The sequence below is a fragment of the Achromobacter deleyi genome (assembly GCF_902859705.1).
GTDB classification, from domain to species: Bacteria; Pseudomonadota; Gammaproteobacteria; order Burkholderiales; family Burkholderiaceae_B; genus Achromobacter; species Achromobacter deleyi.
Genome location: NZ_CADIJO010000006.1, coordinates 21333 through 35793, shown reverse-complemented (window position 1 = coordinate 35793; position 14461 = coordinate 21333). Strand labels below are relative to the sequence as shown.

The window sequence follows — 14461 nt, the reverse complement described above, 5'->3', positions numbered from 1 at the left end:
CGCGGCAGCGTCCGGTCGGACCCTGCCGTTCTTCCTGGTGATTACTGCAAGGAACGAGGCCATGACTCGCAAGACGCCTATCGAGCTATACCGGAACATCGGCATCAGCGCCCACATCGACGCGGGCAAGACGACGACCACCGAGCGCATCCTCTTCTATACCGGTATCACCCACAAGATCGGCGAAGTGCACAACGGCGCCGCCGTGATGGACTGGATGGAACAAGAGCAGGAACGCGGCATCACCATCACGTCCGCCGCCACCACGGCCTTCTGGAAAGGCATGGCTGGCAACTATCCCGAACACCGTATCAACATCATCGATACGCCGGGCCACGTCGACTTCACGATCGAGGTCGAACGCTCGATGCGCGTGCTGGATGGCGCCGTGATGGTCTACGACGCCGTGGGCGGCGTGCAGCCGCAATCCGAAACCGTCTGGCGCCAAGCCAACAAGTACCGTGTGCCGCGCCTGGCGTTCGTGAACAAGATGGACCGCGTCGGCGCCGACTTCCTGCGCGTGCAGCGCCAGATACACGAACGCCTGAAGGGCGATGCCGTGCCGGTGCAGCTGCCGGTGGGCGCCGAAGACGGCTTCGAAGGCGTCATCGACCTGGTCAAGATGAAGGCCATCATCTGGGACGACGCCAGCCAGGGCGTGCGCTTCGAATACCGCGACATTCCCCCCGCGCTGCAAGCGCAGGCACAGGAATGGCACGACAAGATGGTCGAGAAAGCCGCCGAGGCCAACGAGGCGCTGCTTGAAAAGTACCTGGGCGGCGAAACGCTTACCGAAGCCGAGATCAAGCAGGGCCTGCGCCAGCGCACGGTTGCCAACGAAATCGTCCCCATGCTGTGTGGCAGCGCGTTCAAGAACAAGGGCGTACAGGCCATGCTGGACGCGGTGATCGACTACCTGCCGTCGCCGGTCGACGTGCCCGCCATCAAGGGCCACGACGAACGCGACCACGAAATCGAACGCCATCCCACCGACAAGGAACCGTTCTCGGCGCTGGCCTTCAAGATCATGACCGACCCCTTTGTCGGCCAGCTGGTCTTCTTCCGCGTGTATTCCGGCGTGGTGAAGTCCGGCGACTCGGTCTACAACCCGGTCAAGGAAAAGAAGGAACGGCTGGGCCGCATCCTGCAGATGCACGCCAACGAACGGCGCGAGATCACCGAGGTCTACGCGGGCGACATCGCCGCGGCCGTGGGCGTCAAGGACGTCACCACGGGCGACACGCTGTCCGATCCCGCGCACGTCATCGTGCTCGAACGCATGGTCTTTCCCGAACCGGTCATTTCGCAGGCGGTCGAGCCCAAGACCAAGGCCGACCAGGAAAAAATGGGCATCGCCCTGGGCCGCCTGGCGCAGGAAGATCCCTCGTTCCGCGTGCGCACCGACGAAGAATCCGGCCAGACCATCATTTCGGGCATGGGCGAGCTGCACCTGGAAATCCTGGTCGACCGCATGAAGCGCGAGTTCGGCGTCGAGGCCACGGTGGGCAAGCCTCAGGTGGCCTACCGAGAAACCATCCGCAAGACCTGCGACGAGGTCGAAGGCAAGTTCGTCAAGCAGTCCGGCGGCCGCGGCCAGTACGGCCACGTCGTGCTCAAGCTTGAGCCGCAAGAGCCGGGCAAGGGCTACGAATTCGTCGATGCCATCAAGGGCGGCGTGGTGCCGCGCGAGTTCATCCCCGCGGTGGACAAGGGCATCCGCGAAACGCTCAACGCAGGCGTGCTGGCGGGCTACCCGGTGGTGGACGTCAAGGTGACGCTGTTCTTCGGCTCGTACCACGACGTCGACTCCAACGAAAACGCCTTCAAGATGGCGGGTTCGATGGCCTTCAAGGACGGCATGCGCCGGGCCGACCCGGTATTGCTCGAACCGATGATGCAGGTCGAGGTCGAAACGCCCGAAGACTTCACCGGCAACGTCATGGGCGACCTGTCGTCACGCCGCGGCATGGTGCAGGGCATGGAAGACATCGCCGGGGGCGGCGGCAAGGTGGTGCGCGCCGAGGTGCCGTTGGCCGAGATGTTCGGCTATTCGACCTCGCTGCGTTCGCTGACGCAAGGCCGCGCCACGTACACGATGGAGTTCAAGCACTACGCCGAAGCGCCGCGCAACGTGGCGCAGGAAGTCATCGCGGCCCAAGGCACGGGCCGTTGATCGGCAACGGCCGGCAGCGTAGCCGCTGCCGGCCGCCCCGGCTTTACGCGGGGGCGGCGGCCGTCGCGGCGCGGGCGCGCAGCCGCGTCGACGCCAGCTTCACGCCCAGCAGGATCATCACGAAGCCGTAGGCGTGGAACAGCTGCGGCGCCTCGCCCAGCAGCGGCCAGGCCAGCAGCGCGGCATACACCGGCACCAGGAACATCGACAGGCCCGCCGTCGCCGGTCCGGCGCGGCTGATCAGTCGGCCATAGACGTAATACGCGCCCAGGCTGGGCACCACCGCCAGAAACAGCAGCACCGCCGCCAGGCGCGGATCGGTCCAGGGCGGCGTGGCACCGGCCGCAGCCTCGATGCCGGCAAACGGCGCCAGGGCAATCACGCCGCCCAGCATCATCGTCGCCAGGCGCGCGCTGTCCGGCACCGCCGGCAGCGTCAGGCGCTTTTGCAGCACCGTGTAGAACGCCCAGCCGGTGGCGGCCAGCAGCACCCACAGGTCACCCTGGCCGAACGCCAGCCGCGCCAGGGCGTGGGCATCGCCGCGCGTCAGCACGACCAGCACGCCGCCCAGCGCCAACGCCAGGCCGGCCGCGCGCAGCGGCGGCAAGGGCTTGCGCCACAGCAGGGCTTCCAGGAGCGCCACCAGGATCGGGCTGCAAGAGAAGATCAGAGCGATGTTGGTGGCGCTGGTGGACTGGGCGCCGATGTATTGCGGCGCCACGGCCACGCCCATGCCCAGCACCGCCAGCGGCAGCAACGCGGGCAGGCCGCGCCACAGGGCCTGGCGATGCCGCAGCAGGGCCGGCGCAGCCAGCGGCAGCAGGATCAACAAGGCGATCAGCCAGCGGCCGAAGGCCAGGAAAACGGGGGGGAGGGCGGCGTCGTGGGCCCAGCGGGCGGCCACCATATTCGAGGCGAATAGCGCCGGTGCGGCCAGGAGCATGGCGGTGCCGGACAGGCCCAGGCCGGTTCTTGCGGGTACTGCTGCTGCGTGAGACATGATTTTCCGCCGCGCGGATCGACGCGCGGCCTGCTGCGAGAGACGCCCGGCGCGGGCGCCGGGTTGTGCCGCGGCGCTTCACGCTGGATACGACGGGCGGGGTAATGCCCGTCTTGCTGGAAAGTCTACGGCCAGGCCGGGAAAATAGGTTTCCTGTTTCCCGTCAGATTGCGTGAAAAAGGAAAAGGCTTATCCTCTAAAATCGTCTTTTGCAGGGAAATTCTCTTCTACGGATCCGCCGCCGTGTCCACCGCCCCGAAAATCGACGAAACCGACCGCAAGATCCTGCGCGCGCTGCGCACCGACGGCCGGCTCACCAATCTCAAGCTGGCCGAACAGGTCGGCCTGTCGCCCACGCCGTGCTGGAACCGGGTCAAGGCCCTGGAAGATGCCGGTGTCATCGAAGGCTACGCGGCGCTCTTGAACCAGAAGGCGCTGGGCCTGCCCGATACGGTCATGATCGAGGTCACCCTCGAACACCACGATGACGACACCCTGGCGCGCTTTGGCGACGCCATCACCCGCTTGCCGCAGGTGGTCGAGGCGTTCCTGGTCACCGGCGAATACGACTACCTCATCAAGGTGGCCGTGGCCGGTACCGAGGGCTATGAGGAATTCCTGCGCAAGCGGCTCTACAAGCTGCCCGGCGTGCGGCACAGCCGCTCCACCTTCGTGCTCAAGCGCCTGAAGCACACGCCGTCGGTCGAACCCTGACGGCGCGGGCGGGCCTGGCGGCTGACCGCCGCGCACAGGCCGATGATCGGCAACCCGCCTAGCCGCGCAGAAAGGCTTCGATGGCGCCGTTGAAGGCGCGCGGATTGCCCAGGTTCATGCCGTGCGACGAGCCCGCGATGGTCACGCGTTGCGACTGCGGCAGCCATTGTTCCAGCGTGTCGAGCAGGGCCGGGTAGGGCGCAGGGCTGAGCGCGCCGCCGATCAGCAGCGTGGGCAGCGCAATCGATCCGATCTCGGCGGCGCCCAGCGCGGCCGGCGTTTCGCGGGCCTGGCCGAACAGCGTGCCGACGTTGTCGCGCACCATGTCCTTGAACCACGGCACCATGCGCTGCCAGGTGTCCGGCCCGGTCACCGTATCCACGAACAGCGCCAGGCCTTCCTCGATGGCGCCGTCGCGGATCAATTCCAGCGCACGCTGGCGAAAGCCGCCGCGCGCGTCATCATCGCCGGGCAGCGCCAGGCCGGGGTCGGCCAGCGTCAGGCTGCGCAGCGCGTCCGGCCGCGTCAAGGCGGCTTCCAGTGCCACGCGGCCACCACGCGAGTGGCCCACCAGATGGGCGGGTTCGCCCGCCACGCGATCGATGAATTCCAGTACGTCGGCGGCATGCTGGGCTACCGAGAAGCCGTCGCCTTCGCCATCCCAGGTCTCAGGCCAGTAGCGCCGCAGGCACACCGCCAGCACCCGGAACGAGCGCCCCAGCGGCGCCATCTGCGATTTCCAGTAGCGGCTGTCAGACAGCGAACCGTGCACCAGCACCAGGGGCGCACCCTCGCCGTATTCGGTGTAGGACAGGGCGTAGCCGCCGATTTCGGCGGTCTGCAGGGGCAATACGGGTTCGGAACGCATGGGGTACGGGTAGGAAAAGCCAGGCCCGCATTTTAGGCTGATACACTCATTTCCCGATTTCTTCCCTACGAACGGAGTCCGCCCGATGTCATCCGCCACGCTCGCCGAGCTTCCCGAGTCCGCCCAGCGCGTCGCCCGCCTGCTGCAGCAACTGGGCCACGACAAGCCCGTGGTGGTGCTACCGCAAACCGGCAAGACCTCGGCGGAAGCAGCAGCAGGCCTGGGCTGCGAAGTGGCGCAGATCGCCAAGTCGATCATCTTTCGCCGCGCTTCCGATGACGCGCCGGTACTGGTGATCGCCAGCGGCATCAATCGCGTGGACGAGGCCAAGGTGGCGGATCAGGTCGGCGCACTGGCCAAGGCCGACGCCAAGTTCGTGCGCGAAATGACGGGCTACGCCATCGGCGGCGTCTGCCCCATCGGCCACGCCGTCAAGCCGGTCATGCTGCTCGACCAGGACCTGTTCCAGTACGACAGCCTGTGGGCCGCCGCAGGGCATCCGCACGCCGTGTTCAACCTGACCCCGCAGCAACTGGCCGCCATGACGGGCGCGCCCGTGGCCGACGTGGCGCTGCGCGCCTGAGACGGCGCAGGGCGCGCGGCTCGGGCGCGTCATTTTGGAGCGGGCGGGCAGCCTGAATCCGGCTTCACCCAGATCGCGTCAGTGCGGCCGCGCTTGCAGGTCGTCGATCAGCACTTGCAACCGGCCGCGCGAGCAGGCCTCGACCCGGCCCTGTACGCCGTATACGGCCGCCAGCGCGGCCGGCGTGATCACCTCGGCAGGCGCGCCAGCCGCCACCAGCCGGCCGCCATGGATCATCACCGCGCGGTCGGCGTGCTGTAAGGCCACGTTCAGGTCGTGCAGCACGATCACGGTGATCAGCCCGTGGTCGTCGGTTTCCTGCTTCAACAGCCGCATCACATGGAACTGGTAATTCAGGTCCAGCGCCGATAGGGGTTCGTCCAGCAGCAGCACCCGTGGTCGGCGCACCAGCGCCTGGGCCAGGCCCACCAATTGCTTCTGTCCGCCGGACAGCGCATCCAGGTAGTGCAGGGCCAGGTGGCCGATGCCCAGCCGCTCCAGCAGGCGGTCGATATCGTGCAGGCTGGCCGGCGGCCCCACGGCCTCGCTGGCGCGAGCCGCCACCAGCACCGACTCGAATACCCGCAGGTGCACCGCGGCAGGCAGGCTTTGCGGCAGGTAGACCAGGTGCCGCGCACGCGTGGCGAAATCCAGGTGCACCAGGTCCAGCCCATCCAGCTTCGCGTGGCCGGTACGCACCCGTATCAGGCCGGCCAAAGCCTTGAGCAACGTCGACTTGCCGCTGCCGTTCGGGCCCAGCAGGGCGGTGACTTCTCCCGCCTTCAGATCAGGCAGCGACAGGTCGTGCAGCACGTCCGCGCCGCCATAGCCGGCGCTGATGTGGCTGACCGCCAGCGCGGGGTGCGGGGCAGGCGCCGCCGTCACGGCATGCTCCGGCGCAGCACCACCGCCACGAAAAAGGGAATGCCGATCAACGAGGTCACGATGCCCACCGGCACGATCACGCCCGGCGCCAGGTTCTTCGATGCCACCGACGCCAGCGACAGGATGACGCCACCCACCAGGGCGCTGCCCGGCAGGAAAAAGCGGTGGTCTTCGCCCACCAGCCGGCGGGCGATATGCGGGGCGATCAGGCCGATGAACCCGATCGTGCCGACGAAGGCCACCGCCAGCGCCGACAGCAGGCTGACGCGTGCCAGGGCGGTCACGCGCACACGCCGCACGTCGACGCCGAAGCTGGCCGCGCGTTCTTCGCCCAGCCGCAGCGCCGTCAGCTTCCAGGACTGCCGCATGGCCAGCGGCAACGCCAGCGCGAATGCCAGGCCCAGCGCGGCCACCGTGGTCCAGCTGGACCGCGACAGGCTGCCCATGGTCCAGAACACCAGGTTCTGCAACGCCTCGGCGCTGGCCGTGAACTGCACCAGCGACACCAGCGCATTGAAGGTGAACACCATGGCGATACCGAACAGCACCACGCCGGATGTATTCATGCCGCCGCGGCGCGCCACGAAATCCAGCAGCAGGGCGGCCAGCATGGCAAACAGGAATGCATTGCCGGCGATCAGCCAGCCGTCCGGAATGCCGGGGATGCCCAGCCCCAGCACGATCGCCAGCGACGCGCCGAAGGCGGCGGCCGACGACACGCCCAGGGTGAAGGGGCTGGCCAGCGGGTTGTTCAGGATGGTCTGCATCTCGGCGCCGGCCAGGCCCAGCGCCATGCCGACCAGCGCGGCCATCAGTGCGTAGGGCAGCCGGATGTCCCAGACGATCACCCGCAATGTCGGGTCGGCCGAGTCCGGCCCGGCCAGGGTGCGCCACAGCTCGCCCCAGCCCAGGCCCGAGGGCCCCAGGGTGAAATCCAGCAGCAGCCCAATGAAAATCGCCGCCAGCAGCAGGGCGATGAGCCCTGCGCGGCGGCGCAGGATGTGCCGGTAAGCGGCGACCGCGGATGCGGCGGCGGCCATTACTGCAGCAGTTGCAGGCGGCTCTTGGCCGTGCTGGCGGCCGGTGCGTTCGGGTAGTCGCGAACAATGCGCTGAAGCGTCGTCTTGGCGGCGGCGCGGTTGTTCATTTCGATCTGGCTGCCGGCAATGACCAGCAGCGCATCGGGCGCGCGGCCGTTGTCCGGGGCCTTCTGCACCATGGCGTTCAGCTGTTCGATCGCGCCCTTGAAGTCCTTCAGGGCGTAGCGGCTGCTGCCCAGGTAGAACTGGGCACTGGGGGCCAGTTGGCTGGCGGGGTAGAGCGCGGTAAAGGCGGCCAGCGATTCGGACGCTTCCTTGTACTGGCCCTTGCGGAACAGGTCGATGGCGCCGTCATAGGCGGCCTGCTCTTGCGGATCGCCGGCGGTCGCGCCCGGCGGGTTGGCGCCACCCGCGGCGCCGCCCGGTTTGTTGGCGCTGGGCTGTTGGCGCGACACCAGCTCGAGCTGGTCACGCAGTTGGGCAACTTCCTGCTGCAGGGCTTGAATCTGGTCGGCCAATTGGAGCTTGGCGCGTTGGCTCTGCTCGTTCTGCTGCTGTACTTGCTGGCGCAAATCCAGGATGGCCTTGCGGGCCTCATCATCGGAAAAAGCGTGGGCGGGCGCCGTCAGGGCCGCAAGCACCAGGCCGGTGGCCGCAATCAAAGGACGCAGGGACAGAACGTTATCGCGCATGAAAATTCCCGGGTATAAAAACAAACGTCGGGACGGCCGGCTGACCGTCCCGACGCGTGGTGGGGCACTTAGCTATACGGAAAGCTTAACGCTGATATTCGATATCGGCGCGGCGGTTTTCCGCAAAGTCGGCTTCCGACGTACCAGTCGCCTTCGGCTTTTCTTTACCAAAGCTGATGGTCTCGATCTGGTTGTCGCTGACGCCCAACAGGGTCATCATGCGACGCACTGCGTCGGCACGGCGCTGGCCCAGGGCCAGGTTGTACTCGGCGCCGCCGCGTTCGTCGGTGTTGCCTGCGATCTTGATTTTCTGCTGCTGGTGCGAAGCCAGGTAACGGGCGTGGGTTTCCACCAAACCGCGGTACTGGTCGGACACCGTGTAGCTGTCGAAGTCAAAGTACACCGAGCGCTGTTGCGCCAGGATGCTTTGGGGGTTGAAGGGATCAAGGATCTGGCCAGAGGCCGATCCTTGGCCAGCGCCTCCGCCCTGACCCGCTTTATCGTCGAGAGGGACGGAGCTGCAAGCTGCCAGGGTGGCGGCCAGAGCGGCGATGGTTAGGCTTTTGGCAATGCGCGACTTCATGATAGTTCCTTTGCAAAGAGAGTCACACGTGTTATCGGGTAAATGGGCCCCAAGTCGGTTCACGTATTTCCCCGTTCAGTACCGAAAGCGTTTGTCGTACGCGGCCATCGCTCGAGACGCCAGCAAGCACGCTACGGCCATTTTGGATGGCGGCGTAAAGGACTTGCATGCCGTTCGGCGCGAAGCTTGGCGACTGATCGTCACGACCATCGGTCAACAAGTTCTCCGAGCCGGAGGACAGGTTCAACGATGCGATCCGGAACGCGCCGTCGCGTCTGGCAACGTACAGCAACGTCGATCCATCGGGGGAAATTCGGGGTGAGATGTTGTAACCACCATTAAACGTGAGGCGGCGAGCATCGCCACCGTCCAGGCCGGTTTGATAAATCTGCGGCCCGCCGCTGCGGTCACTGGTAAAGATAATGGAACGGCCGTCTGGCGTAAAGCTCGGCTCGGTGTCAATCCCGGGAGAACGCGTAACTCGCTTCATATTCGAGCCGCCGGCCGCGCTAACGATGTAAATTTGCGACAAACCGTCACGCGTCAGAGCCACGGCCAGCTGGGTGCCGTCGGGCGACCAACCGGGGGCGCTGTTGTTGCCCTTGAAGTTGGCGACCGGCACGCGGGCGCTGGTGGCCAGGGTGTGAACGTACACGACCGGCTTGCCGGATTCGAAGCTCACGTAGGCCAGCTTCGAACCATCGGGCGACCAGGAGGGCGAAATGATCGGCTCGCGCGAACGCAGGGCAACCTGCGGGTTCTGGCCGTCGGCATCAGCCACTTGCAGTTCGTAGGTCGGGCCTTGCTTGAGCACGTAGGCAATGCGGGTCGAGAACACGCCGCGCACGCCGGTGATCTTTTCGTAGATGCGGTCGGCGATCTGGTGGGCCACGCGGCGCAGTTCCTGCTCGGTGCCCGAGAACGCCACGCCGTCCAGCTGGCCCTTCTTGACCGTGTCGGCCAGGCGGTAGCGCACGTCGTAGCGGCCATCGCTGCCGCGCACGATGCTGCCGTAGGCGATGAAGTCGGCGCCCTTGCCGCGCCAGTCGTCGTGGGCGATGGGCGAATCGACGTTCAGGCCCGAACCGGCGGCGCTGATCAGGCGGAACTGGCCCGTGCGGGTCAGGTCGGCGCGGATCACTTCAGCCAGGGCACGGCCATGGGTGTCATCCACCGCGAAATCGGCGATGGCGACCGGATATTGGGTGGCGCCGGTACCCGAGATGTCGACACGAAGCTGCGCCTGGGCGGGCTTCATGGCCATCAGGCAGGCCAGCGCGAGCAGCAGCAGTCCGAGTCCGTACAGTCGCCACAGGGCGGGTTGGGGGGCTCGTCGGCTAGGGGCGGGAGTCATAATCAGCAATCTCCTGTCTATTAGTACATGCTGTACTCACCGTAGATACTCGGTTCGTAGCGGCCATTAGAAGGTTTCGGGAACGGGTTGCAGCGGCGGATGCCGCTTTCGATTGCGCGGTCAAACGCGGGAATACCCGAAGATCTGGTAATCGTAACCGCAGTGACCTTTCCGTCTGAGGTATTCAACTTTACTTGGTATTCGGCCGTCGGGTTATCGGCGCCGCTGCGAGGCGGGGTCGGATAGGCCACGCCCGGCTGCACGCAAGCGCGCACCTTGGCGCCGTAGCCCGCATCGCGGCCACCCGCGCCACCCGTCTGGTTGCGGTCGGCGGTGCCGCCGGGGATGCCGGCTGCGCCCAGGGCGTCGTTGCGGAACGCGTCCTTCAGCGCCTTGTCGGCGGCGGCCTTCTTGGCGGCTTCTTCCTTGGCCTTCTTTTCGGCGGCAGCCTTCTCGGCAGCGGCCTTGTCGGCAGCGGCTTTTTCCGCCGCCGCCTTGTCCGCAGCCGCCTTGTCGGCCGCGGCCTTGTCAGCGGCGGCTTTTTCGGCGGCCGCCTTCTTGGCGGCGTCGTCCTTGGCCTTCTTTTCGGCAGCGGCCTTCTCAGCCGCGGCCTTGTCGGCGGCAGCCTTCTCGGCAGCCTGGCGTTCCTGCTCCAGGCGCTTCTTTTCCTTCAGTTCGGCCTGCTTGCGCTCGTCTTCCAGGCGCGCCTTTTCCTTGGCGGCCTCGGCGGCCTGGCGAGCCTGTTCTTCCTGCTCGCGCTTTTTCTTGGCTTCCTGCAGCGCGATTTCCGGATCCACTTCTTCGGTCTTGGGCTGGACCTGGGGGTCCGGCTTGGGCGGTGGGGGCGGGGGCTCGGGCGCTTTTTCAGGCTCGGGCTGGGGCTGCGGCTTCGGTTGAGGCTGCGGCTTGGGCGGTTCCGGCTGGGGCTTGGGCGGGGTCGCGTCCGGCGACACGCCGTCGGCCCATAGCTGGACTTCCACGGGGCCCGGGGTCTCGGTGCGCCAGTTCAGGTTGAAGATCAACACGGCCAGCAGCAGGGCGTGCACCAGCAACGCCAGGATCAACGCGATCCGGTTGTCGTTGTTGGGCGGGGTGGCCGGCGGGCCGCTGTGGTGTCGAATGATGGGTGGCGTCATGAGCGTTGCAAGCCGGCAGGGCCGGCGGAGGGCGTCGCGTTAGCGTTTTTTCGCGGGGGCAGGCTGATTGCCGCCGGCGGACTGGTCCACCAGCAGGCCCAGGCGGGTAATGCCATTGGTACGCAGTTCGTCCATGACCTTCACGACCGTCTCGTAGGGCACCTTGCCGTCGGCGGCGATCACCACCGGCGTTTCGGCGGTGATGCGCGAGCGCACCTGCGCCACCAGTTCGGGGCGGGCGATGTCCTGCAGGGTGGCGCCGGGCTCGCGCATGCGCAGCGCGATCTTGCCGTCTTCCGAAATCTGGACTTCCAGCGGTTTGACCGGCACGTCGGATGCCGCGCCGACCGAAGGCAGCTGGATCAGGCCCGGCGTGATGAGAGGCGCGGTCACCATGAAGATGACCAGCAGCACCAGCATCACGTCGATGTACGGCACCACATTGATGTCGGCCTTCATGCGGCGGCCGGACCTGCCGCGCGAGCTTACCGAGGGCATTAGCGCACCTGCCGTTGCAGAATGTTCAGGAATTCATCGACGAAGCTGTCGAAACGGATCGAGATGCGGTCGATGTCGTTGGTGAAGCGGTTGTAGGCGACGACGGCCGGAATGGCGGCGAACAGGCCGATGGCGGTGGCGATCAGCGCTTCGGCAATACCGGGGGCCACCGAGGCCAGCGTGGCCTGCTGCATGTTCGACAGGCCGATGAAGGCGTGCATGATGCCCCACACGGTACCGAGCAGGCCGATGTACGGCGATACCGAACCGGCCGAGGCCAGGAAGTTCAGGTGCGATTCCAGCGCGTCCATTTCGCGCTGGTAGGCCGCGCGCATGGCGCGGCGCGGGCCGTCCAGCAGGGCGGTGGCGTCGCTGCCGGCGTTGCCGCGGCGGGCCTTCAGGAATTCGGTCATGCCGGCATCGAAGATGCGGGCCAGGGCGCCTTGCTCGTCGCGGCGCGAGGCCACGGCCTGTTGCAGCATGGACAGGTCGCCGCCCGACCAGAAGTCGTCTTCGAAGCGGCGGGTCTGGGCGTGGGCGCGCTTGATGGCGAGCCGCTTGGCGAAGATGTACGTCCAGGACATGATCGAGATGCCCAGCAGCATCAGCATGATCAGCTGGACGGGCACGCTGGCGTGCGAAATCAACGAAAGCAACGACATGTCGTTGGTGGCTTGCATGGTTATTCCTGAATTGATTCCAGTTTGGCGCGGACGTCGGCCGGTAGTTCCACCGGCCGCATGTTGACGGCATCGACGCAGCAGACTTGGATGTTGCCTTCGGCAAGCAGTTCCCCGTCCCGTTCTGCGCGCTGCGCGAAGTGTATCGAAGCGCGGCCCAATTTTGTGACCCGGCTGCGAATAGTTAGCAAATCGTCCAGTTTGGCGGGTTTGCGGTAGGACATGTCCAGCGAGCGGACAACGAACAGGCGTTGCTCGCCGGTGGCCAGGTCGGATTGGTTGACGCCCAGGTCGCGCAGCCACTCGGTGCGGGCGCGTTCCAGGAATTTCAAGTAGTTAGCGTAGAAAACCACCCCGCCCGCATCCGTGTCTTCGTAGTAGACACGGACTTGCAGGCGGGATTCGGCGGACTTCGGATCGGTCACGATGCGGGCTTCGATAATGCGGGTCGGGACGCGAAAAGTCCGTAGTTGCTTTAGGGTTTACAGCGTGTCGAGTTTCGTCAGCACGGCTTCAAGCGCGGACTCTACCGGAATCTTGGCCGCTTCGGTTTCCCGACGGGCCTGCAATTCCACCACACCGTCGTTCAATCCGCGTTCTCCAACTGTTACGCGCAGCGGAGCGCCGATCAGTTCCCACTCGGCAAACATCACGCCGGGGCGGGCATCGCGGTCGTCCAGGATGACGTCCACGCCGCGCGCCAGCAGCGATTCGTACAGCTTCAGGGAGGTGTTACGCACGGTTTCGCTTTTGCCCCAACCCACCGGGCAGATCACCACTTCGAACGGCGCAATGGCACGGGGCCAGATGATGCCGCGGGCGTCATGGTTCTGCTCGATGGCGGCGCCGACGATGCGGGTCACGCCAATGCCGTAGCAGCCCATCTCCAGGGTGGCCGGCTTGCCGGTTTCGTCCAGGAAGGTGGCCTTGAGGGCTTCGGAGTACTTCTTGCCCAGGTAGAACACGTGGCCCACTTCGATGCCGCGCTGGATGGACAGCGTGCCCTTGCCGTCCGGCGACGGGTCGCCCGCGACCACGTTGCGCAGGTCGGCCACGAGCTCGGGCTCGGGCAGGTCGCGTCCCCAATTTACGCCCTGGATGTGGAAGTCTTCGCGGTTCGCGCCGCAGACGAAATCGGCCATGTTGGCCACGGTGCGGTCGGCAATGACGTGCACCGGGCGCACGGTGCGGACCGGGCCCAGGTAGCCCGGCTTGCAGCCGAAGTGCTCGACGATCTCGGTTTCCGTGGCGAAACGGAAGCCGGCCAGGCCCGGCAGCTTGCCGGCCTTGATTTCATTGAGTTCGTGGTCGCCGCGCAGAAGCAGCAGCCAGACGTCGACCTTGCCCTTTTCGCCGTCGGTGGCCAGGACGATGGACTTCACCGTCTGTTCGAGCGGGATGCCCAGCAGGCGGGCCACGTCTTCGCACTTGGCCGCGCCCGGGGTGGCCACGTCGGCCATCGCCTGGGTGGCGGCGCCGCGGGTGGGGTACAGGCAGGGCGCCTCGGCCAGCTCGATGTTGGCGGCGTACTCGGAATCGGCGTTGTAGACCAGCAGGTCTTCGCCGGTGTCGGCGATGACCTGGAATTCATGGCTGCGGGTGCCCCCGATCGAGCCCGTATCGGCGGCCACGGCGCGGAATTCCAGGCCCAGGCGGCCGAAAATGCGCATGTAGGCGGCGTACATGATGTCGTAGCTGCGCTGGGCGCCGGCTTCGTCGCGGTCGAAGGAGTAGGCGTCCTTCATGGTGAATTCGCGGCCGCGCATCAGGCCGAAGCGCGGGCGGCGTTCGTCCCGGAACTTGGTCTGGATGTGATAGAAATTCAGCGGCAGCTGGCGGTAGCTGTGGATTTCATTGCGTGCGATGTCGGTGATCACCTCTTCCGAGGTCGGCTGCAGCACGAAATCGCGCTGGTGCCGGTCCTTGATGCGCAGCAGTTCGGCGCCGTATTGCTCCCAGCGGCCCGATTCCATCCAGAGCTCGGCCGGCTGGACCACCGGCATCAGCAGCTCGATCGCGCCGGAGGCGTTCATTTCCTCCCGGACGATGGCCTCGACCTTGCGGATGATCTTCAGGCCCAGGGGCATGTAGGTGTAGATGCCGCCCGCGAGCTTGCGGATCATCCCGGCCCGGGTCATCAGCTGGTGGCTGGCGACTTCGGCTTCGGAAGGGGCTTCTTTGAGGGTGTTGATGTGGTAGTTGGATGCGCGCATGTTTAAAGGTGGCAGCAGATACGTATAATCGACTGTAATTGT

General features: G+C 66.2%; 15 protein-coding genes. 3 read left to right on the top strand and 12 right to left on the bottom strand.

The window, feature by feature from the left end:
• Positions 1 to 61: 61 nt before the first annotated feature.
• Positions 62 to 2173 (top strand): elongation factor G, encoded by a 2112-nt coding sequence (gene fusA, locus HV798_RS10760; protein WP_175195563.1) that lies wholly within the window; start codon positions 62 to 64, stop codon positions 2171 to 2173.
• A 43-nt stretch (positions 2174 to 2216) separates the two neighbouring features.
• Here the strand turns inward: fusA and HV798_RS10755 are convergent, their stop codons facing one another.
• On the bottom strand, positions 2217 to 3173 hold the full coding sequence (locus HV798_RS10755; RefSeq protein WP_246288692.1) for a DMT family transporter: 957 nt from the start codon (positions 3171 to 3173) through the stop codon (positions 2217 to 2219).
• 243 nt (positions 3174 to 3416) lie between these two features.
• On the opposite strand from HV798_RS10755, the gene HV798_RS10750 reads away from it, so the two are divergent.
• Complete coding sequence (locus HV798_RS10750) at positions 3417 to 3887, top strand: Lrp/AsnC family transcriptional regulator (protein ID WP_175195561.1); 471 nt, start codon at positions 3417 to 3419, stop codon at positions 3885 to 3887.
• Positions 3888 to 3945: 58 nt separating this feature from the next.
• Here the strand turns inward: HV798_RS10750 and HV798_RS10745 are convergent, their stop codons facing one another.
• Positions 3946 to 4755, bottom strand: coding sequence for an alpha/beta fold hydrolase (locus HV798_RS10745; RefSeq protein ID WP_175195559.1), 810 nt, complete (start codon positions 4753 to 4755; stop codon positions 3946 to 3948).
• Positions 4756 to 4840: 85 nt separating this feature from the next.
• Between HV798_RS10745 and HV798_RS10740 the strand changes: the two genes are divergently transcribed.
• On the top strand, positions 4841 to 5338 hold the full coding sequence (locus HV798_RS10740; protein WP_175195557.1) for a YbaK/EbsC family protein: 498 nt from the start codon (positions 4841 to 4843) through the stop codon (positions 5336 to 5338).
• A gap of 78 nt (positions 5339 to 5416) precedes the next feature.
• Here HV798_RS10740 and HV798_RS10735 read toward each other — a convergent pair whose 3' ends face one another.
• The 10 genes from HV798_RS10735 to HV798_RS10690 all read right to left on the bottom strand — a co-directional run bounded on the left by HV798_RS10735 (position 5417) and on the right by HV798_RS10690 (position 14419).
• Complete coding sequence (locus tag HV798_RS10735; RefSeq protein WP_175195555.1) at positions 5417 to 6223, bottom strand: ABC transporter ATP-binding protein; 807 nt, start codon at positions 6221 to 6223, stop codon at positions 5417 to 5419.
• A complete protein-coding gene (locus HV798_RS10730) occupies positions 6220 to 7263 on the bottom strand; it encodes a FecCD family ABC transporter permease (RefSeq protein ID WP_175195553.1) in 1044 nt (347 codons plus the stop codon). The genes HV798_RS10735 and HV798_RS10730 overlap by 4 nt, the downstream gene beginning before the upstream one ends.
• Positions 7263 to 7955, bottom strand: coding sequence for a tol-pal system protein YbgF (gene ybgF, locus HV798_RS10725; RefSeq protein ID WP_175195551.1), 693 nt, complete (start codon positions 7953 to 7955; stop codon positions 7263 to 7265). Before ybgF ends, HV798_RS10730 begins: the two co-directional genes overlap by 1 nt.
• Before the next feature lie 85 nt (positions 7956 to 8040).
• Positions 8041 to 8538 (bottom strand): peptidoglycan-associated lipoprotein Pal, encoded by a 498-nt coding sequence (pal, locus tag HV798_RS10720; RefSeq protein WP_025137478.1) that lies wholly within the window; start codon positions 8536 to 8538, stop codon positions 8041 to 8043.
• Between the two features lie 31 nt (positions 8539 to 8569).
• On the bottom strand, positions 8570 to 9892 hold the full coding sequence (tolB, locus tag HV798_RS10715) for a Tol-Pal system beta propeller repeat protein TolB (RefSeq protein ID WP_425486137.1): 1323 nt from the start codon (positions 9890 to 9892) through the stop codon (positions 8570 to 8572).
• Positions 9893 to 9912: 20 nt separating this feature from the next.
• Positions 9913 to 11028 carry a cell envelope integrity protein TolA gene (gene tolA / locus HV798_RS10710; RefSeq protein ID WP_025137476.1) on the bottom strand — a complete coding sequence of 372 codons (1116 nt, stop codon included), beginning with the start codon at positions 11026 to 11028 and terminating at the stop codon, positions 9913 to 9915.
• 39 nt (positions 11029 to 11067) lie between these two features.
• Positions 11068 to 11526, bottom strand: a complete 459-nt coding sequence (locus HV798_RS10705; RefSeq protein ID WP_006392914.1) for an ExbD/TolR family protein — start codon at positions 11524 to 11526, stop codon at positions 11068 to 11070.
• Positions 11526 to 12206, bottom strand: a complete 681-nt coding sequence (gene tolQ / locus HV798_RS10700) for a protein TolQ (RefSeq protein ID WP_025137474.1) — start codon at positions 12204 to 12206, stop codon at positions 11526 to 11528. Before tolQ ends, HV798_RS10705 begins: the two co-directional genes overlap by 1 nt.
• 2 nt (positions 12207 to 12208) lie before the next feature.
• Positions 12209 to 12631, bottom strand: coding sequence for a tol-pal system-associated acyl-CoA thioesterase (gene ybgC, locus HV798_RS10695; protein ID WP_025137473.1), 423 nt, complete (start codon positions 12629 to 12631; stop codon positions 12209 to 12211).
• A 57-nt stretch (positions 12632 to 12688) separates the two neighbouring features.
• Positions 12689 to 14419, bottom strand: coding sequence for a proline--tRNA ligase (locus tag HV798_RS10690; RefSeq protein ID WP_175195547.1), 1731 nt, complete (start codon positions 14417 to 14419; stop codon positions 12689 to 12691).
• Between the last annotated feature and the right edge of the window lie 42 nt (positions 14420 to 14461).